Source organism: Altererythrobacter sp. CAU 1778 (assembly GCF_054482795.1).
The window spans coordinates 144,648-162,045 of the sequence record NZ_JBTLRP010000001.1; the positions used below are offsets into that span (position 1 = coordinate 144,648).

At 65.7% G+C, this 17,398-nt stretch carries 18 protein-coding genes; 13 read left to right on the plus strand and 5 right to left on the minus strand.

Annotated features, from left to right (window positions below; translation table 11 throughout):
- Positions 1–982 (minus strand): EscU/YscU/HrcU family type III secretion system export apparatus switch protein (locus tag ACXYN8_RS00665; RefSeq protein WP_458887339.1); only part of this gene is annotated, 982 nt, incomplete at its 3' end.
- A gap of 632 nt (positions 983–1,614) precedes the next feature.
- On the opposite strand from ACXYN8_RS00665, the gene ACXYN8_RS00670 reads away from it, so the two are divergent.
- From ACXYN8_RS00670 to ACXYN8_RS00725, 12 genes are all read left to right on the plus strand, one after another.
- Positions 1,615–2,439, plus strand: coding sequence for a lytic transglycosylase domain-containing protein (locus ACXYN8_RS00670; protein WP_458887340.1), 825 nt, complete (start codon positions 1,615–1,617; stop codon positions 2,437–2,439).
- Positions 2,439–4,421: an FHIPEP family type III secretion protein gene (locus tag ACXYN8_RS00675; RefSeq protein WP_458887341.1), complete on the plus strand. Its 1,983-nt coding sequence runs from the start codon at positions 2,439–2,441 to the stop codon at positions 4,419–4,421. The genes ACXYN8_RS00670 and ACXYN8_RS00675 overlap by 1 nt, the downstream gene beginning before the upstream one ends.
- A 125-nt stretch (positions 4,422–4,546) precedes the next feature.
- Positions 4,547–6,229 carry a secretin N-terminal domain-containing protein gene (locus ACXYN8_RS00680; protein WP_458887342.1) on the plus strand — a complete coding sequence of 561 codons (1,683 nt, stop codon included), beginning with the start codon at positions 4,547–4,549 and terminating at the stop codon, positions 6,227–6,229.
- Positions 6,226–7,398, plus strand: coding sequence for a SctD/MshK family protein (locus ACXYN8_RS00685; protein ID WP_458887343.1), 1,173 nt, complete (start codon positions 6,226–6,228; stop codon positions 7,396–7,398). Before ACXYN8_RS00680 ends, ACXYN8_RS00685 begins: the two co-directional genes overlap by 4 nt.
- A gap of 58 nt (positions 7,399–7,456) precedes the next feature.
- Positions 7,457–7,759 (plus strand): hypothetical protein, encoded by a 303-nt coding sequence (locus ACXYN8_RS00690; RefSeq protein WP_458887344.1) that lies wholly within the window; start codon positions 7,457–7,459, stop codon positions 7,757–7,759.
- Position 7,760: 1 nt separating this feature from the next.
- On the plus strand, positions 7,761–8,177 hold the full coding sequence (locus ACXYN8_RS00695) for a hypothetical protein (protein WP_458887345.1): 417 nt from the start codon (positions 7,761–7,763) through the stop codon (positions 8,175–8,177).
- A gap of 20 nt (positions 8,178–8,197) precedes the next feature.
- The gene (gene sctJ, locus ACXYN8_RS00700) at positions 8,198–8,986 is read left to right on the plus strand and encodes a type III secretion system inner membrane ring lipoprotein SctJ (RefSeq protein ID WP_458887347.1); all 789 of its coding nucleotides are present in this window, start codon (positions 8,198–8,200) and stop codon (positions 8,984–8,986) included.
- Between the two features lie 43 nt (positions 8,987–9,029).
- Complete coding sequence (locus tag ACXYN8_RS00705; RefSeq protein ID WP_458887348.1) at positions 9,030–9,413, plus strand: hypothetical protein; 384 nt, start codon at positions 9,030–9,032, stop codon at positions 9,411–9,413.
- A complete protein-coding gene (locus ACXYN8_RS00710; protein WP_458887349.1) occupies positions 9,410–10,003 on the plus strand; it encodes a FliH/SctL family protein in 594 nt (197 codons plus the stop codon). The genes ACXYN8_RS00705 and ACXYN8_RS00710 overlap by 4 nt, the downstream gene beginning before the upstream one ends.
- The gene (locus ACXYN8_RS00715; protein WP_458887350.1) at positions 9,996–11,306 is read left to right on the plus strand and encodes a FliI/YscN family ATPase; all 1,311 of its coding nucleotides are present in this window, start codon (positions 9,996–9,998) and stop codon (positions 11,304–11,306) included. Before ACXYN8_RS00710 ends, ACXYN8_RS00715 begins: the two co-directional genes overlap by 8 nt.
- 17 nt (positions 11,307–11,323) lie before the next feature.
- The gene (locus ACXYN8_RS00720) at positions 11,324–11,719 is read left to right on the plus strand and encodes a hypothetical protein (protein WP_458887351.1); all 396 of its coding nucleotides are present in this window, start codon (positions 11,324–11,326) and stop codon (positions 11,717–11,719) included.
- Positions 11,716–12,366, plus strand: coding sequence for a hypothetical protein (locus ACXYN8_RS00725; RefSeq protein WP_458887352.1), 651 nt, complete (start codon positions 11,716–11,718; stop codon positions 12,364–12,366). The genes ACXYN8_RS00720 and ACXYN8_RS00725 overlap by 4 nt, the downstream gene beginning before the upstream one ends.
- Here the strand turns inward: ACXYN8_RS00725 and ACXYN8_RS00730 are convergent.
- The 4 genes from ACXYN8_RS00730 to ACXYN8_RS00745 all read right to left on the minus strand — a co-directional run bounded on the left by ACXYN8_RS00730 (position 12,327) and on the right by ACXYN8_RS00745 (position 16,504).
- Positions 12,327–12,704: a hypothetical protein gene (locus ACXYN8_RS00730; protein ID WP_458887353.1), complete on the minus strand. Its 378-nt coding sequence runs from the start codon at positions 12,702–12,704 to the stop codon at positions 12,327–12,329. The genes ACXYN8_RS00725 and ACXYN8_RS00730 overlap by 40 nt on opposite strands.
- A gap of 109 nt (positions 12,705–12,813) precedes the next feature.
- The gene (locus tag ACXYN8_RS00735; RefSeq protein WP_458887354.1) at positions 12,814–13,707 is read right to left on the minus strand and encodes an ankyrin repeat domain-containing protein; all 894 of its coding nucleotides are present in this window, start codon (positions 13,705–13,707) and stop codon (positions 12,814–12,816) included.
- 102 nt (positions 13,708–13,809) lie between these two features.
- Positions 13,810–14,754 carry a hypothetical protein gene (locus ACXYN8_RS00740; RefSeq protein ID WP_458887356.1) on the minus strand — a complete coding sequence of 315 codons (945 nt, stop codon included), beginning with the start codon at positions 14,752–14,754 and terminating at the stop codon, positions 13,810–13,812.
- A 127-nt stretch (positions 14,755–14,881) separates the two neighbouring features.
- On the minus strand, positions 14,882–16,504 hold the full coding sequence (locus ACXYN8_RS00745) for a pentapeptide repeat-containing protein (RefSeq protein WP_458887357.1): 1,623 nt from the start codon (positions 16,502–16,504) through the stop codon (positions 14,882–14,884).
- A 234-nt stretch (positions 16,505–16,738) separates the two neighbouring features.
- Here ACXYN8_RS00745 and ACXYN8_RS00750 point away from each other — a divergent pair, with 234 nt between their 5' ends.
- Positions 16,739–17,368, plus strand: coding sequence for a hypothetical protein (locus tag ACXYN8_RS00750; RefSeq protein WP_458887358.1), 630 nt, complete (start codon positions 16,739–16,741; stop codon positions 17,366–17,368).
- Positions 17,369–17,398 lie beyond the last annotated feature (30 nt).

The window sequence follows — 17,398 nt, forward strand, 5'->3', positions numbered from 1 at the left end:
GCCGCACGATCGGCACGCCGGCGCGCTCCGCTTCTTGGCGCATAGCCTGCGCGACCGAACCTTCGCCGCGCGCGGCGACCACCGGCACGGGCGCCTTTTCAGGCGAATAGTCGAGCGCGATCGCGATATGCGTCGGATTGACGAGCAGGGCTGTGGCGCTGCCGGTCGCCGCGATCGCGCCGCCCTGCGCCCATTCCTGCGCCAGCTGCCTGCGGTGGGAGCGGATGTGCGGATCGCCTTCGTCCTGCTTGACCTCCTGCTTGATATCGCGGCGGCTCATCATCATGCGGCGTGTGAAGCTGTGCCGGGTCCAAGCCGCGTCGAGCACGGCGACGCCGGCGAATACCACCGCGACGGCACCCAGAACCTTGAGCGTTATCTCCAGGGTGAGGTCTGCGTCCGACATCGCAGCCGCCGCGCCCGCACCGTCTTCCCACAAGGGGAGCGAGGCGGGCAGGAGCATTTCGCCCATCCCGTCGAGATGCGATCGCGACACCAGCCAGACAATGGCAACGACGGCCGTCGCTTTCGCCAGCGTCTTCACCAGTTCGACCAGCCCCTGCTTGCCGAATAGGCGCTTGAACCCTTCGGCGGGATTGAGGTTCTCGAACTTGGGGGTCAGTTTCTTCGTCGCGAACAGGCCACGGGTCTGGAGCAACTCAGAGATCGTATTAAGCAGCGTAATCGGCAGGATCGCCATGCACACCACGGTTATTAGCAGCAGTACGCCTTCGAGGGCGAAACCGGAAGCGACTCCCGCGAAATCGGCGGATGCCGCGGCGATGACGACCCGGTCCGAATAGGTAGCGATACGGCCTGCGATTTCAGAGCCGAGCACCAGCACCACGGCCAGCCAGCCGAACGTGCCGACCGCAGCGGTAATCTCGCGTGACTTGGCGATATCGCCTTTTTCGCGCGCGTCTTTAAGCTTTTTCGGAGTGGGCAGTTCGGTCTTGTCGCCGCCCTTGTCCTTGTCTGCCATGCGACCCCCAATGCGTCTTCAGCTTGTCATCGCAGCACCCGAGTTCGGGCATGGCGATACCGAATCCCCGGGGGGCAGCCCGGACGTTGTTTGGAGGTAAGCCTCTAGCAGGCACTAAAGTCAACGATGAACAGAATTACTCACAAACGAAACGAAAACGACTCGAAGGAAAGTGGTTCCGGCAGAACACGGGACGGACGATGAAATGGCATCGGTTTACGGTGAACCGAAAAGGCAAATCTGTGCATATCTTTCGTTAAAATTCAATTAAATCATAGGCATATGGCGATTCGACAGGTCGGGCGGTTCTGTCTTCAAAGTTTCTTCATGATCGGTAATAATCGACAGCAGAGCCCAAAGCGCAAGCAGGGCAGATGCTTCGCGGGTTCTCGAGACTGGGTTTCTACGGGTCGGTCCAGACAAATTGTCTGGAGGGAGGTCGCATGGTTCGTTTTGAACGAAGTAATGCTGCGCGCTTTTTCTGGCGTGATCGCAAACAGCACAAGAAATCCTGTCTAAAATTAGTCAAATTAATACTCGTTAGTTTCGCTTGCCTCCCTTCCGTCGCAACGGCGAAGGAGCGCGAACCGGAGCCAATCGAGCGACCCGGCGAATGTCCGATCGATGCGCCTGTGCGGGTTGCGAACCTTGATTCCCTGCGGCAGTTCGAAGGCCTCATCGGGCACTGCCCGGAAGCCTCCATCATCGAATCGCCAGCCCACCGCGCCAACCGCGCTGCTCCGGTACCGGTCGACTGGAACTACGACGACCCTGGCACGATGCTGGACCGCGAAGGGCAGATGCTGCTGACCAATGGCAAGCCATTGCGGGAAAAGAACAAGAGCGCATCGGGCCAGCCACGCTCGGAACCGCGCACCCGCACTGTGATGCGTCCCGATGGCGGCGTCGTTGCAATCGTGCCGGCAGCAGGTTCGTTCGTCGAGCCGGTCGTTCAGCCTGGCGAGGCCGCCCTCCTTGACACAGATGGCGATGGAGAAGCCGAAGCTATCCTTGCGTTGCGTCCGCAAAGCTACACCACGCCATTCGACGAGAAGATCGCGCTGGCGGCCCGCCGCCATGGCGTCGATCCGTTGCTGCTGCATGCTGTCATCACGCAGGAATCGCGCTATCGGCCCCGGGCTGTCAGTCATGCCGGGGCGCGCGGGCTGATGCAGGTCATGCCGGGGACGGGGCGCATGCTGGGTGTCGCCAATGCCGATCACCTGTTCGACCCCGATAGCAATATCGATGCCGGAGCGAAGCTGCTGCGGCAGTTGTGGCAGCGGATGGATGGCAACGTCGATCTGGTGCTGGCGGCTTACAACGCAGGGGAGGGTGCGGTCCGCAAGCACGGTATGCGTGTCCCGCCCTATCGCGAAACGCGCGACTACGTCGTGAAGGTCAAGGCGATCTATTCCAAGCTCGCCGGTGAAAGCGGCCTGGCGGTGAATTTCTGATGGACCTCGCCGCCACCATCAATCGCGCTGCACGCATGCTGCCGGGCGCACAGATGGTGGTCATCCTGGGGCTCATCGCGATCTTCGCCATGTTCATCCTGCCGGTGCCGCCGGCGATGCTTGACGTGTTCATCGCGATAAACCTCACCGCCGGCGCGCTGCTACTCGTCGCGGTCATCGGGGTGCGGCAACCGCTCGATTTCTCGACCTTCCCCTCGATCCTGCTGTTTACCACCGTCGCCCGGCTTGCGATCAGCGTCGCCACGACCCGCATGATCCTGACCGAGATGGACGGGGGGCGGATCATCCGCGAATTCGGCGAGACGGCCGCGGCTGGCAACATCGTGGTCGGACTGGTGGTCTTCCTGATCATCACCGTCGTCCAGTTCATCGTCATCTCCAAGGGGTCGGAACGGGTTGCGGAAGTGTCGGCCCGTTTCAGCCTCGATGCCATGCCGGGCAAGCAGCTCTCGATCGACAGCGATCTCCGCTCCGGCCTGCTGACCAAGGACGAGGCGCGGGCCAAGCGCAATCTGATCGAGCAGGAGAGCAAGCTCTACGGCAGCCTCGACGGGGCCATGAAGTTCGTGAAGGGCGACGCGATCGCCTCTGTGGTAATCGTCGTCATCAACCTGCTCGGCGGGCTGGCCGTTGGGACGATGTGGCACGGGCTGTCGCTAGCCGAGGCGGCGAGCGTGTTCTCGATCCTCACCATCGGCGATGGACTGGTGGCGCAGATACCCGCCTTCCTGTGCGCGCTGGCTGCAGGCCTTCTCGTCACGCGCAGCAACGATCCCGAGGTCAATCCCGATCTCGCACCAGCCATCTTCGCCGAAGTGGGCAACAAGCCGGGTACGCTGATAACTGGCGGGGTGATCGCGCTGGTGCTCGGCCTGATCCCCGGCTTCCCGCTTGCCGTGTTCCTTGCCCTGGGCCTGGGGCTGGTGGCGGCAGGGGTCTGGCGGCACCCTGTCACCGGTCCCTTGGTGCGGCGGAAGCTTGCGGGCGGCGATGTGTCAGCGCGCCCGGCTCCCGAAGAAATCTTTCTCGAGGCGAGAGCTGCGCCGCGTATCGATCCGCTGGTGCTTTATATTGCGCCCGGCGCGATGACCGCCGGCGAGATGGAACGTCTTGCCGCATCGGTCGATGCCGCGAGGGTCGCCGTGCACGACGCCTCTGGCGTTGCGTTGCCAGCGCTGCGGATCCAGCACTTCGCGGCGGAGCGAGCTGCGGGTAGCTGGGAACTCGTCGCTTTCGACGCCCCGCTCGGTGCGTCGCACGAGCTTCCAGAAGATCTGCACGACCGCCTGCCGGCTTTCGTGGGCGAATTGCTGCGCCGCAACCTGTCGATCTTCCTCGGCCTGCAGGAGGCAACCGCGCTGTTAGACTGGCTGGGCGAGACCCATCCCGAAGTCGTCAAGGAAGCAGTCCGTTCCGTCTCCATGCAGACGATTGTCGATGTGCTGCGGATGCTGGCCGACGAGCAGGTCAGCCTTCGCAATTTGCGCGACGCCGTCGAAGCCATCGGCACGGCCGGGCAGGTGGAGCGCGATGCGGGGCCGATTGCGGAGCGTGTGCGTGTAGCTCTGCGCCGCAATATCGTCGCGCCGCTGTGCGTCGACGGCCGACTTCCCGTCATGATGATCGGTCCCCGGGCCGAAGACACCATTCGCGCCACCATGACAGCGATCGATGGACAGGCGCGGCTGGCGATCGATCCGCTGCAGATGCGCCATCTCGTTAGGCTGATCGGCCAGGAAGTGCGCGAAGGCGGAGCCCGCGCCGTGCTTACCGCGCAGGATCTTCGGCGTCCGTTGCGGCTCGTGTGCGCCGCCGACCTGTTCGATGTGCCCGTGATCAGCTTCAACGAACTCAACCCCGCCGTCCCGCTCGACGTGGTGCGGCAGCTCGACATCGCTCCGGATCTGGTCCCCCACCGGTCTGCGGCCAGCGACGACGATTTTCTGGAGGCAGCAGAGTGATCCCCCTGACCCGGCTTGTCCGTTTTCCCGAGGCCACGCATATCGCCGTGGCATCCTTGTTCGCCAGTCTCATGCTCGCTCCCGCAGCGGCGACAGCGTCTGAGCCACCGTTTACCGCGAAGCCGGTGTCAATCAGCGCGCGCGGGCAGGACGTGCGCGATTTCGTCGCCGACCTGTTCAGCGAGGCCGGCCTACGCGCCAAGGTGAGCACGCAGGTGAAAGGCAAGGTGCAGGGCATCTTCCGCGGCCCGCCCGAACAGATCTGGGGCACGATCTCGCGGGCCTACGGTCTGGTCGCCTACTGGGATGGCGGCGTGGTGCGGATCTACAGCAATGACGAAGTTGCCAGCCGTTCCATCCAGACGTCCGCCGCAAGCGAACTCGTCGCTCAGGCCGAGCGGCTGAACATGACCGGCGACGTCAACCGCGCCCGTGCCGGGAACGGGCTGGTTATGGCGACCGGCGTGCCCGCCTTCCTCGACCGGCTGGAAGGCATGGCAGGCAAGCTGCAGGCTCCAGCGCGCGTTGCTGCCGCCGAGGCCGCGCCGGTGATCCAGCCGGTCCCGCAAAAGGCTTTGGCTCATTCGGCCATCGCGTCCCCGCTCGTACGTGCTCCCCTTGCCCGGGCCAGCGTGCGGTCCGAGGTGATCCGCAACGCCGGGCGGCGCAGCCCCTTCGAAGTTCGCATCTTCTACCTCAAGTATCGTGATGCCGCCGACCGGGAGGTCCGCTCCTCCGACCGGCTGACCGTGATCCCTGGCGTCGCCACATTGCTGACGGAGCAGATGGGGGACGGACGCCAGGTCGGCCTCGTCACTTCGGGCGCGAGCAACGAGTATTCCATCAGCGGCCTCAACGGCCTGCGCGATCGCCGCGCCTCGGACCGCGACTTCTCTCGCGACGAGGACGAGGACGGCGGCAGCAGCGGCCCCGATCTCGACGGCCCCCGCATTTCCGCCGATCCGACCGTCAATGCGGTGATCGTGCGCGACCGCCCGGAAACGATGCAGGTCTACGAACAGTTGATCGCCAACCTCGATATTGAGCCGCTGATGGTCGAGACGCAGGTCACGATCCTCGAACTCAATGTCTCGCGGCTGCAGGAGCTCGGCCTCGACTTCGGCTTCGGGCTGGAAAGCCTCGCGATGCTGTTCGGCGGGGGTCCCAACCTCGGTCCGGGCGGCATCACCGGCGGGTATCTGAGCGGCGACGGCGACATTTTCCTCGCCCGCATCAAGGCGCTCGAAGGGCGCGGCGCCCTGCGCGTCGTGACCCGGCCCGTGCTGTCGACCGCCAACAACCAGGTCGCCACATTCGATATCACCACCCAGCAGGTCGTGAAGCTGGAAGGGGAGCGCGAGGTTGACGCCTTTTCCGTGAATTATGGCCTCGCCATGCGTATCCGGCCCTCCGCGATCGAGGATGGCGGCGACATGCGTATCCGCTTGCAGCTGGAGATCAGCGATACGCAGCTGAACGGGCTGGTCGTCGATGGCGTGCCGACGGCGGCGGGGCCGCGAATCGCGACGCAGACGGTCGTGCGCCACGGCGAGAGCGTGCTGCTGGCAGGAATGACCAGCACACGTAGCTTTGACAGCAAGAGCAAGACGCCGCTGCTCGGTGATATCCCCGTCCTTGGCCAGGCGTTCCGCAAGCGGCGCAAGGGTGAAGACCATGTCGAGCGTCTGTTCCTGTTGACGCCGCGCATCAGCAACCTCGGCTCGCCGACATTCGCGTCGAACCAGGTCGAGCCGCTGACGATCGAGCAGCTGCGCGGCGACGCACCCATCCGGCGGAGAACGCGATGAATGCCCTCACCCAGATGCCAGCAGAAACGGCAGCGCGCGAGTTGCCGCTAACCCTGCGCGTCCTGTCGGGCCGCTCGCAGGGTGCTGAGCATCGGCTCCCGGAGGGACGGCGGCTGGCGATCGGGCACAGTTTCGAAAACGATATCGTGCTGCGCGACCGCTCGACCAGGGGGTGCGCGCTGTGGCTGGTAACGGCATCGGCGCGACCCACGCTTCGCGTGCAGGCCGGTTCGGTGCAGGTGCTCGGACGTGACATCGGTGTCGGCGAGGAGATCCGGCTGGAGCCTTATCTGCCCGTCAGGATCGGCGATTTGTATTTTGCAGTGGGTGCCGACGACGAAACGCGCTGGTCCGAGGCGGGGCAGACTATTGCCGAAGAGCAGAGCGAGGCAGCCTTGCCTGCGGAAGTCGCCGAATGTCCGCCGACCGATCTTGCCGAGCGTATCGAATTGCGCTCTCGCCCTGCGCGCGCGCGCGTGTCGCGTTCGAAGATAGGCCCGCGGATGATGGCGCTGGGTGGAGCCGCCCTGCTGTGCATCGCGGCCGGCTCGCATTTCGGCGCGCGGCTGACGGGCGAGTACAGCCAGTCTCCGCAGACTGTCCGCAGCGACCTGGCGGCAGCCGGTTTCGCCGGACTTTCGGTGGAGCAGAGCGAAAGCGGGCAGGTCGCAATTGCCGGCTATCTGCGGGACGAGGCGCAACTCGGCCGCCTGCGCCGCTGGGCCGGAGCGAACCATCCCGCAGCGCTGGTCAAGGTCGAAACTGCGAGCGCTGCCGCGGCGGCTGCCAGCGAGTTGTTGACGGCGCAGAATGTCGAGGGCGACGTACGCGTGACCGGCAACGATTCGCTGGAGATCGAGGCTGCCTTCCTCCCTCGCGACCGGCAGACGGAACTGACAGGCCTGCTGCGCCGCGATCTCCCGGGTCTGGGTGCAATACGCTTCACCCAGCGTCCGGGCGCAGGCGAGGCGGATCTGGCCTATTTCTTCAACGCGCCAGGATACGGCGCGGCGAGCTTCGTGGCCGGCGATCCCGGCTACATCGTGACCGAGGACGGAACCCGCTGGTTCGCCGGGGCGGCTTTGCCCACCGGCCACCGGATCGTGGAGATCGGGGAAGGCAGTTTGACGGTGGAGCGTGACGGCCTGCGCGATATTCTGGTGATGTGAACTTCGTGAAATACCCGCGAATTTCTGCGGGAAACGAGTTTTGAGAAGGAGAATGGCAATGTCGAATATCACGGGACGCATGCTGGCCGACTTGTCCAGCACCACCTCGTTCCAGCCTGCCGGCCGCAGCCGGAACTGGTTCGAAGCCTTTGCCAGTTCGTGGGGCTCGGCGCTCGACAACCAGGCTGCCAAGATCGAATCGCAGGCGAGCGTAATCAGCAGTGAGAACGGATCGGATTCGCCCTCGGAGATTACCAAGCTCACCGCCGAATCCATGCGAATGAGCTTCATGGCGCAATCGAGCCACACCTCGCTCGACAGCGTGTCCAAGGCGCTCGAAACCATGGCACGGAAGAGCTGAGATGGCCGACGCATCGCTGCTCGGCGGCGCGATCTCCGCCATGACCGGTTCGCAGATCAACACGCGGTTCGTCGAACTCGGTCCTGCGGGATCGGGCGGGGCGGGAGCGAGCGAGGCGCAGGCGAACCGTTTTGCCCTCTCGCTCGATCGGGCCTCCGCGCCCGGCGGGATCGCCCACGGCGGGTTGCCGGCGCCGGTCGGCAAACTGCTCGTCGCGCTCGACGGAATCGACACGCAGGCTCGCTCGGTGGCGGATTACGCCCGCACTGCCGAGGCCAGCAATGGCGAGCTTACGCCCGGCGAGATCGTGCAGCTGACGATGAAGTGCCAGGAATTCATGTTCCAGTGCCAGCTCACCTCGAACATCGCCAACCGCAGCGCCGATGGCGTGCAGCAATTGTTCCGCCAGCAGGGCTGATGCGGGAAAGGACCGATCCGATGATGCAAGGACGCAGCCTCCTCTCGCGTGGCCTGCTCGCATTATGTGCCGCCGCCGCGCTTGCGGGATGCAGCGGTCAAGAATTGTATCGCGACATCAATGAGGGCGAAGCGAACGACATGATCGCTGCGCTCCACCGGGCGGGGATCGACGCAGCGAAAGTCGCTGGCGAAAAAGGCGCATTTTCCGTCGAAGTCGGAACGGGCGATTTCTCCCGCGCGGTCGATGTCCTGCGCGACAACGGATTGCCGCGCGAACGCTACGAATCGCTTGGCACGGTGTTCAAGAAGGAAGGCTTTACCTCGTCCTCGCTCGCCGAGCGGGCACGGCTCGTCTACGGTCTCAGCCAGGAACTTTCCAACACGATCAGCCAGTTCGACGGCGTGGTCGAGGCGCGGGTCCATCTCGCCATGCCGGAAGCCGATGCCCTTTCCGGCGTCGCCAATCCGCCGTCCGCATCCGTATTTGTCAAATATCGCGAAGGTTTCGATTTGCGTAGCCAGACGGCAGCGATCAAGGCGCTCGTGACGAACAGCATCGAGGGCCTTGAATACGACAAGGTCAGTATCGCCATGACGGAGGCAAAGCCCGCTCCGGCGGCGCCTGATGCAACGCTGGTCGATCGGTTCGCCGATGTGCTGTTTATCGTGGCGAGCCTGCTCGGTGTCGCGCTGCTGACCGTCGGCGGGTGGCGGTTCTGGGCCGGGCGCAGGAATGCGAACCGGGCGACTGGCCGGCCATCGTCCAGTTCGACCGCCGTCGGACGTATCGATCCCTCCCGTGGCTGACGCAGGCAGCTCAGACGGGCGCGCGGCGCGTTTCGGGGCGCGGATGCGCGGCGAAATCGTGCCCGGCTTCGCAGATGTTGTCCGCCCGCCTGCCTGGCAAACGTGCAGCGGCGAATTGCGGGTTCAACTCGCGCGGGTCCTGGCGCTGCTCGCCGCGCGCAAAGCAATCGATGCGGAGCTTCACGGACCCAGCCTTGCGCGGCTCGCCGCCTGTGTCGGTGAAGACGCGTTCGACAGGGTCTGCGACGCGCAGATCGACGAGCTTGCGTTGCCCGACGTGCCCGCGTCCCTCCCGCTACCGGCCGAATTGGCAGCTCGCGGCGAGATCTTGCTGGCGGCTGCGGCCAGGTCTGCCAAGTTGGCACCGCTCGCGGCCATCGCACACGACATATGCATGCAATCTGCCAATCGCGAGTTTGCCGCATGAAGGTCACGATGCTTGCCGGCGACAAGGTGCTACAATTGCAGTCTGCACGCATCCCGGCGCAATCGGCACGCCGGTTCCGTGACGCGGCGGAACTGTTTGAGGAAGCGCAAGCGCTGCAGCGCGGCTCTGCCGAGCTTTCCCGGCGCGCACGCGAGGAAGGCTACGAGGCCGGCCGAGCCGAAGCGCTGGCAGAGATGCGCGAGGCTTTGGCGCTGGCTACAGATTCGCTGCGGCGGGACATGGCGGAAGAAGACCGGCGGCGGGAGCGGCAGGCGGTGGAGGCCGCCATGCAGGCAGTCGAACTGCTGATCGGCCGGCGCGAGGATGCCGAGATTGCAACCGGCCTCGTCCGGCAGGCGCTGGTCCGGGCCGGGGCCAGCGAGGTGGAAGTGATAGTCTCCCCCGACGTGGCGGAGCAGGTTGCCCGCAGTCTCGAAGGGAAAGATTCGGTGAGCGTAGTAGCCGACGCCGCGCTCGCTCCGATGCAGTGCCGGATCGTGGTGGGCGATGGCCGGATCATCGCCGATCTCGACACTCAGCTTGCGGCGCTCCGCCGACGCTGGGGCCTTGCGGATACTCGGAATGGCTGAAGTCGCACTTCTGGCTGACGGGCTTCGCGCACCCCTGTTCGAGCGGCGCGGGAGGCTGGTCGGCGCGGTTGGGACCACACTGCGGGTGCGCGGCGCGCGCGGCAGGATCGGCGACGTCGTCGATATTGTCCCGTCCGACGACAGCGAGCCGCTGGGTGCCGAAGTGGTCGGCTTCGACGGCGACGACATGATCCTGACGCCGATGGGAGAGCTTCGCGGCATCGCGGTCGATGCCGAAGTCGTGCTGCGCGACAGGGCGGATCGCGTGCCCGCAAACGACAGCCTGTTCGGGCGGGTGCTCGACGCGCATGGGTTTCCGATCGACGGCAAGGGGCCGGTCGATGCGCTGCCCGACCGCCCGCTCAGCGCCGCCAGCCCTTCGCCGATGGAGCGCCGCCCGATCGATCGCCCGATCGCAAGCGGGGTGCGCGCGATCGACGGTTTGCTGACGCTGGGCGAGGGCCAGCGGATGGGTATTTTTGCCGCCGCCGGAGCGGGAAAATCAACCTTGCTGGCGATGCTCGCGCGGCATACACAGGCGGATGCGATCGTCATCGGCCTGATCGGCGAACGCGGCCGCGAGGTGCGCGAGTTCGTCAGCGATGCGCTGGGTGAAGAAGGCCTCGCCCGTTCCGTCGTGGTGGTCGCGACTTCGGACCGGCCGGCGATGGAGCGGGTGCGCGCTGCCCGGGCCGCAACCGCCATTGCCGAAGGGTTTCGCGCGCAGGGCAGGAATGTCCTGCTGCTGATGGACAGCGTCACTCGCTTCGCCCGCGCTCTGCGCGAAATCGGCCTCGCAGCAGGCGAGCCCGCCGTGCGGCGCGGCCTGCCGCCATCGGTCTTCGCCGAACTTCCGCGCCTGTTCGAACGCGCCGGCAACGATGCGAACGGCACGATCACCGCGCTCTACACCGTGCTCACCGAGGGCGAGGAGGAGGATCCCGTTGGCGAAGAGGTGCGCTCATTGCTAGATGGGCATATCCACCTGTCCCGCGCGCTGGCCGCGCGTGGGCACTATCCCGCGATCGATATACCGGCCAGCCAGTCGCGTCTGTTCCGCAAGCTCGCCGGGTCCGGCCAGGTCTCGGCGGCAGAGGCGGTGCGCGCTATGCTGGCGAAACTGTCCGACATCGAACTGCTGCTGCAGATGGGTGAATACCAACCAGGGCATGATTTGCTCGCCGACGCAGCGCTGGAGCAACGCGACGCCATCCACGCCCTGCTGCGCCAGACGCCGGATGAGGCGAGCGATGCCACGACCACGGTCGCGCGGCTTCGCGCCATCGGGGAAACCATCCTGTGACGCGGCAGCAGGATCAGATGCGACGAATCGCGAATGTGCGGGAACGCCGGGCGGAGCGTGAAAGGTGCGCCGCGCACCAGCGGCTCGATCATGTAGCGGCGCAGCGCCGTAACTTCGAGCGGGAGGCTGCGGAAGCCAGACATGGGGCGGAAGATGCAGAGTGCAGCTTCTTCGACGATCCATCCGACCCGCAGGCATTGTTATGGCGTCAGATTTCGCGCGACAGGCTTAGCGGCGCATTGCAGCGGCGCAGTGAATCGGTGCAGCAGGAACGCCGGGCGCAGGATCAGTACGACCATGCGCGGCATTTGCACGAACGCGAGCGCGAACGCGGCAAGATCGTGAACCGGCAGGCCGCTCACCTCAGACGCCGCGCTGATCATGCGTTGGAGTGCAAGGAGGAAGAGGCATGAGCGAGGTGACTTCAGCCGGGCGGGCCGCTCCGTCGTCGAAGCCGAACGATCCGCCCGCGCCATCGCCCCGGCAACACCCGCCACGCCGCGCCGCCGAACAACGCGCGCTGGGCGAGAGGTTTGCCGAACGGCTCGAGCGGGAGAGCGGACGGGGGAGCTTCGAAACTACGATGCGCGATGCGGCATTCCGCCAGCAGCGCGAGGAAGCGAGCCGGGACCGGGGCGATGGCGAGCGGGAGCGCGGGGAAGGCGCACCGGGCGGCGCCCTGCTCGCCTTGCAACAGGCGGAGGCTGCAACCGGACAGCAAGTTTCGGCGGAGCGGTACGGTCAGCTCGATCGCGCGACGATCGATCGTATCGCGGCGCAGATCGCCGAAGCGCGCCCGGGCAGCGCCGGCGCGGAGGCGCAGGTGCATTTCGCCGCCGGGTCTACGGCGCAAATGGCGCATCTGCGGATGGGCGCCGACGGCAGCATCGCCATTCGCGTCAGCGGTCTCGATCCCCGGCTGACGGCCTTGCAGCAAGGCCAGGTGCGCTTCGCCCTCGTCGATGCGCTGCGGCGACGCGATTTCCGTGTCGACGAGCTGCGGTTTGAAGAGGCGAAGTCTCAGCGGGGCCGGGACGACGCGATGTCGCGCGTCGTCTGATCGATCTGGCCCAAAGCCGTATCGACCGAATGCAGTGTCTGCGCTTGCGCCGGTTCGCGCGCAGCGATGGCGCGAGCGATGGCATCTAGCGATGCCGCCTCGGGCCGCGCAGCGAAGAGCGAGGCGCTCTCCTGCGCGAAGTCGGAAAGCGAACGGGCGAGTCGGCCTTCGTCGACGGGACGCCCGCCGAGGTCTCCGGAAAGTGTGCCGGCCAGCGCGCGAATCTCGTAGATGTCCTCCGCTTCCGGCTGGTGGCGGCCGCGTCCGCCTTCGCGCTCGTCGAACAGGCGGAACTCGCGCGTCATGCGCTCGGCAATCCGGCCGGCGAGTGATCGCATCGAACCACCGGCAGGCGAACCGGACCGGCTGCTGGACCCGCGAACGGCGCCGATTGCGCCGATACCAGATGACCGGACCGGCCCTACCAAGGCGATACTCCAGCCCGAATCACCGACCGGCCCTGGCAGAGCGTCGCATCGATTCCAGCGCCTGCTCGGTTACGACGAAGCCGCCTTCCTGCATGGCCGGGGTGGGCCAGCTGCCCGCCAGCACGTTGCGAGTTACCTCCGTTGCGGAGGGTGGAGGCCAGCTCGGCGCGTTGGCACGCAGTTGTTCGAGCAAGCGCTGCCGAATCGTCTCGTCGCCGCCTTCCTTTGCCGGCGAAACAAGGAGTGCTGCGGGCAGGGTGCCCTTGTTCGCGACCTGCCAGGGATTGGCCCCGGCGCGCATCAGAATCTCCGCCGACCTGTAGTCGGCAAAGGTCAGGGCGGCCTCCAGCGGTGTCCCGCCGACGGCGTCGGCGCGGTTCACGTCGGCGCCGCCGCGAATGAGCAACTCGACGGCATCGCTGCGCTCGAAATACAGTACCTCACGCAAAGGCGTGGAGGTGTCCGGCGTATGGGCGTCGGCATTGGCCCCGGCCTGTAACAGCATGGTTGCCATCAGTGGGTCGTCCGCCAGCGCGGCGAGCGTCAGCGGCAGACCTGCCGGCGTCCCGTCCGGATCGGCGCCCAGTTCCAGCAGGGCGCCGACCATCCGCGCATCGCAGCGAGCGACGGCGAAGACCAGCAGGTCACCCGCATTGCCGTTGGCCGGTCGCTCCCCCTCGGCAAGGCGGCGATGGGTGGAGAGCAGTTTCGGATCGCTGCGAACCATTGCTTCGACAGCCTCGATGTCTCCCGCAGCGACGGCATCGAAAATGCGCCTGCCAGCCTCGCCGTTGGTCAGGCGCGGCCGGACAGCCTCTGCCACCGGCAGCACGGGCTGGGAACGTTCGAAACAGGACGATCCGCCATTCACGCTTGTGCAACTCCCGATTGCAGGGGCGAGAGCCAGGACCATTCCCAAGGCTGCAAGGCGTCTCATGTTCGGCAACACATAGAAGCCGAAGCCGGCGAGGCCAAGCCGCCGCAGCTCATCGAGGGCAAGCGAGCTGTCGTCGCCTTAGCGCAGGCTGGAGATGACATAATCCATCATGTGCCGGTTGACCGCGTGGTCCTGCCACCAGCCCATGCCTTCGGGCCTGACCGGATCGAGTGCAATCCGGGTGCCAACGGCTTCGGGCAGATCGGTGACAATCGCGCCCGGAATTCCGCCGAGCAAACCGCCGATCACCCTGTCGCCGCCGTCCTGCAGGGCCGACAAGATTTCGCCCCGGACGTAGAAGGCGCTGATATCGGGGATATCCACTGTGCCGTCGCGCGCCGCGATGGCACGTGCATCGGAAAGCGTCGTGTCGGAAAGTCCGGCGGCATTGAAGGTCGTCGCATCGAGCTCCGCCGCGAGCGCGGCTGCCGATGCCAGTCCGCCACCCAGCGAATGCCCGGTGATGGTCACGCGCGACCCCTCCGGCACAATCAGCCGCCGTCCGATCTCCAGCGCCCGGTTATAGTGATCGGTACGAATACCGACGCCCTGACCCAGATTGCTGCGCCAGTCGCTGGCGCTCTGCGATCCGCGGAAGGCGACGGTAAAACTGGTCTGGCCCGCTATCTCGCGCGCGTAGACCTCCGCGCGGAACTCGGATGTCGGCGAGCTCAGCATTTCGGGCGTCAGGCCGACTTCGGCGAGTTGCGCTGCAGACGCGATGCTCCATCCGGCAGGCGGCGCGGCGCCCGGCGTATAAACCGCGTGCGCCATCGCGGCGAGTTCCCGCGTCGACGGGGCGGGCGGAATTGCTGCCGTGGTCGCAGGAGCGAAAGGTGCGACTGCCGATGCTATCGCGCCGGTGACGGCCGTTTGCAGCAGCCGCGCTTGCCCGACCGGATCGGGCGCCCGGCTGGCGAGGGCCTGCCGCGCTGCCGCGATGCGCGAATCGCTCGCCGCAGCGATTGCGGACGACGTGCGCGCGAAATGCGAACCGGAGCGTGCCGGGTCGATGGAGTTCATGCGCGAAACTTCCATTGTCCGCCTTTCATGGACTTTCACGAGTCGGATGCTGACGTGCATCATCCCACGACAGGCGGGCGATTGTCGCTATACGTTTCGTATAGGGGAAGCCCTTTGCGGACCGCCTTCAGAAACGCGCGTAGATATCGGCCAGCACCTGTTCGCCCAGTCGCAGTGCGCGCAGGCGGGGAAAGTCGCTTTCCCCGGCGCAGGCGCCCAGCCGCTCCAGTCCTTCGGGCCGTACCTCGGCATCGCTGCCTGTGAAAGCGATCAGCCGCTCGCCCGCAGCACGGCGGCGAGAGCGTGCGGGGATCGAGATCGTGTCGGTCCGCGGATCGTAGAACAGGTTCGCGCTTTCGAAGCTGCAACCGCCCTCGGTCACGCCCTTGGCGTCGATCCGCCCGCGAGAGTCGATCCGCACGATCAGCGCCGCGACGGCGGTATCGAGCATGATCGGCAGCACCCGTCTGTAAAGACCGGGATTGTCGCTGGCGGTCGGAAAGGCAGCCTCGCTGGAGAGGAACAGGCGATAGCCCTCGCTGTCGAGCCAGGCCGGGCCGCCCGTCGCACCGCGCAATTCTTCTTCGCGCGCGCGATAGGCCGCCAGCACGCATGCCGACACTGCCTCGTCATCGGCAAGGTCGAGGCAGGCATCGCGGCTGGCCAGCCAGGCGTTGCGCCTTCCGGCATAGCCGCGCGAATTGGCTGCCGCGCCTTCCAGCCGAATTACGGCACCGAGCAAGGCTGCTGTATCGCTCCCCGGAACCTGGCAGGCGACGGCAAGCGCCCCGGTCGGGCCACTGGCGCATGGGTCGTTCGCCCTGTCCAGCGCAAGGCCGGTTTCGGCAAGGGCGCGCGCCTCGGTCGGGAACAGCATGATCGCGCGGCGCGGGGAGCGCAGGACGACGGGGCCGACAAGCTGGGCCGCGGGCAGGTAGGGCAAGTGATCGAGCGAGAGTTCGGTCTGGTCGATGGTCGCGCCGTTGAGCTTCATCTGCGGCCAGTAGAAGGCGAAAAAGCTTGCTCGCCGCAGGTTCGCGCCTGACAGCGACATGCCCTCGCGCTCGGTCGGGCAGCCGTTGACCGGGTCGGTGCCGCATTCGATCCGGAAGCCCGTGAGGTCGGCCCCCGACAGGTCGAGATTGCGGACCGAGCCTTCCCAGCCGCCGTCGATCTGGCCATTGGTCCACCGCGCCTGACGCGCATCGACCTCGGCCAGCTTGCTGTCGCGCAGCAGGACGAACGGCATCACCGTGCCCGCCATTCTCGCCCCAGTCAGATCGCTGTCCACGAAGCCGATCCCGCTCCCGGAAAAGCCGGTCCAGTCGGTCTGGCTGAAATCCGTGCCGAAGAAACACATGTCGTAGAGCTGCGCATCGCGGACCTTCTGGCCGACGAAGCTTCCGCCCGAGACGAAGATCGTACCCGCGCGCGTCCGCTTCCGCAGCCGCTCCAGCTGGCTGATCTTCTTGAGGTCGGACGCGTCGATGGTGAAGCCGGGTTCCTCGGCGCCGATCTCCGGCGCGCTGACGAGACAGGAGGTTTCGGGGAGTTCGACCGGCTCGAACAGGTCGCGACCGATCGGGCGCTCCCCGGTGACGACGATCGTGCCGGCATCACGGGCGAAGTCGTCGCCCAGGATACCGTCCTCGCGTTGCTGTGCGGCAGCGGGCGAAGCTCCGGCGAGCGACAGAGCACCCATGAGTGTGGCCAGCCCTGACCGGACGCTAATCATGAGAGGGGGCTTCATTGGCAATCCTTTGCGACTCCGGCCTGCGAGGCTGCGGATTATCGCGAGGATTGCAAGGCTTAGGTTGCAAGCGTGCGGCAGAGGCGCGCATTCGCGATGCTTCGGCAGCGCCTATACGATTTGCAGACCTCGCCTCTGCATTCTGCCGATACGCCGAGCGCCCACGATTTGCCACAAAGGCTGCGAGGCGGATGAGCCGCCCTGACAATATCCATGTTCGAAGGAGGTAAGGTCATGAACGTTTTCGGTATTGCTCGGTCGTTGGTTAACCCCGTCAATCTGGCGTCTCTGGCAATGGGCCCGGCCGGATGGGCCAATCTGGCCATGCGGACCATCGGATCGCAAATCGCAATGAACGCCCTCCAGCAAATCGGCCAGCGAATGGGTCTCCCGCAGCCGATGATCGATCTGGCGCAGGCGTCCTTTGCCAATCAGATGGGGATGCCGGGGCTGGCCCGTCAAAACGTTCGCGAGGCCGTCAGCGCTTTCGCGAGCGAATCGAACCTCTCGCTCCGTGACCAGGCAAGCCTCGAACGGGCGGCCAACGACGATCTTAACAACCTTATCTTCAAGCTCGGCGAAGCGATGACCGAAGGCAAGGAGCGCGCGAAGAGCGCCGGCAGCAAGGGCAAGGGCAGCTGGCTGCAGAAGATCGCCGACGCCATGGCAAGGGCGCTGGATTCCAAGATACAGGATATGGATACCATGGCGCGCGCCCTCGACAAGCAAGGCAAAAACCGCTCGATCAAGGCATCTACAGACCTTCAGGTCGCCGGACAGGAATTCTCTTACCTGATGCAGTCGACCAGTACGGTGATCAAAACGATCGGCGAGGGTCTGTCCACGATGGCTCGCAAACAATAACAGTTGCTTCAAAGTTGAAAGATACACGGG

What these genes read in the sequence shown, in the direction of transcription:
- ACXYN8_RS00675 (WP_458887341.1), top strand. Translation starts at nt 2,439, where the DNA reads ATGGACCTCGCCGCCACCATCAATCGCGCTGCACGCATGCTGCCGGGC.
- ACXYN8_RS00685 (WP_458887343.1), top strand. Translation starts at nt 6,226, where the DNA reads ATGAATGCCCTCACCCAGATGCCAGCAGAAACGGCAGCGCGCGAGTTG.
- ACXYN8_RS00690 (WP_458887344.1), top strand. Translation starts at nt 7,457, where the DNA reads ATGTCGAATATCACGGGACGCATGCTGGCCGACTTGTCCAGCACCACC.
- ACXYN8_RS00695 (WP_458887345.1), top strand. Translation starts at nt 7,761, where the DNA reads ATGGCCGACGCATCGCTGCTCGGCGGCGCGATCTCCGCCATGACCGGT.
- sctJ (WP_458887347.1), top strand. Translation starts at nt 8,198, where the DNA reads ATGATGCAAGGACGCAGCCTCCTCTCGCGTGGCCTGCTCGCATTATGT.
- ACXYN8_RS00705 (WP_458887348.1), top strand. Translation starts at nt 9,030, where the DNA reads ATGCGCGGCGAAATCGTGCCCGGCTTCGCAGATGTTGTCCGCCCGCCT.
- ACXYN8_RS00710 (WP_458887349.1), top strand. Translation starts at nt 9,410, where the DNA reads ATGAAGGTCACGATGCTTGCCGGCGACAAGGTGCTACAATTGCAGTCT.
- ACXYN8_RS00715 (WP_458887350.1), top strand. Translation starts at nt 9,996, where the DNA reads ATGGCTGAAGTCGCACTTCTGGCTGACGGGCTTCGCGCACCCCTGTTC.
- ACXYN8_RS00720 (WP_458887351.1), top strand. Translation starts at nt 11,324, where the DNA reads ATGCGACGAATCGCGAATGTGCGGGAACGCCGGGCGGAGCGTGAAAGG.
- ACXYN8_RS00725 (WP_458887352.1), top strand. Translation starts at nt 11,716, where the DNA reads ATGAGCGAGGTGACTTCAGCCGGGCGGGCCGCTCCGTCGTCGAAGCCG.
- ACXYN8_RS00730 (WP_458887353.1), bottom strand. Translation starts at nt 12,704, where the DNA reads ATGCGATCACTCGCCGGCCGGATTGCCGAGCGCATGACGCGCGAGTTC.
- ACXYN8_RS00735 (WP_458887354.1), bottom strand. Translation starts at nt 13,707, where the DNA reads ATGGTCCTGGCTCTCGCCCCTGCAATCGGGAGTTGCACAAGCGTGAAT.
- ACXYN8_RS00740 (WP_458887356.1), bottom strand. Translation starts at nt 14,754, where the DNA reads ATGAACTCCATCGACCCGGCACGCTCCGGTTCGCATTTCGCGCGCACG.
- ACXYN8_RS00745 (WP_458887357.1), bottom strand. Translation starts at nt 16,504, where the DNA reads ATGAAGCCCCCTCTCATGATTAGCGTCCGGTCAGGGCTGGCCACACTC.
- ACXYN8_RS00750 (WP_458887358.1), top strand. Translation starts at nt 16,739, where the DNA reads ATGAACGTTTTCGGTATTGCTCGGTCGTTGGTTAACCCCGTCAATCTG.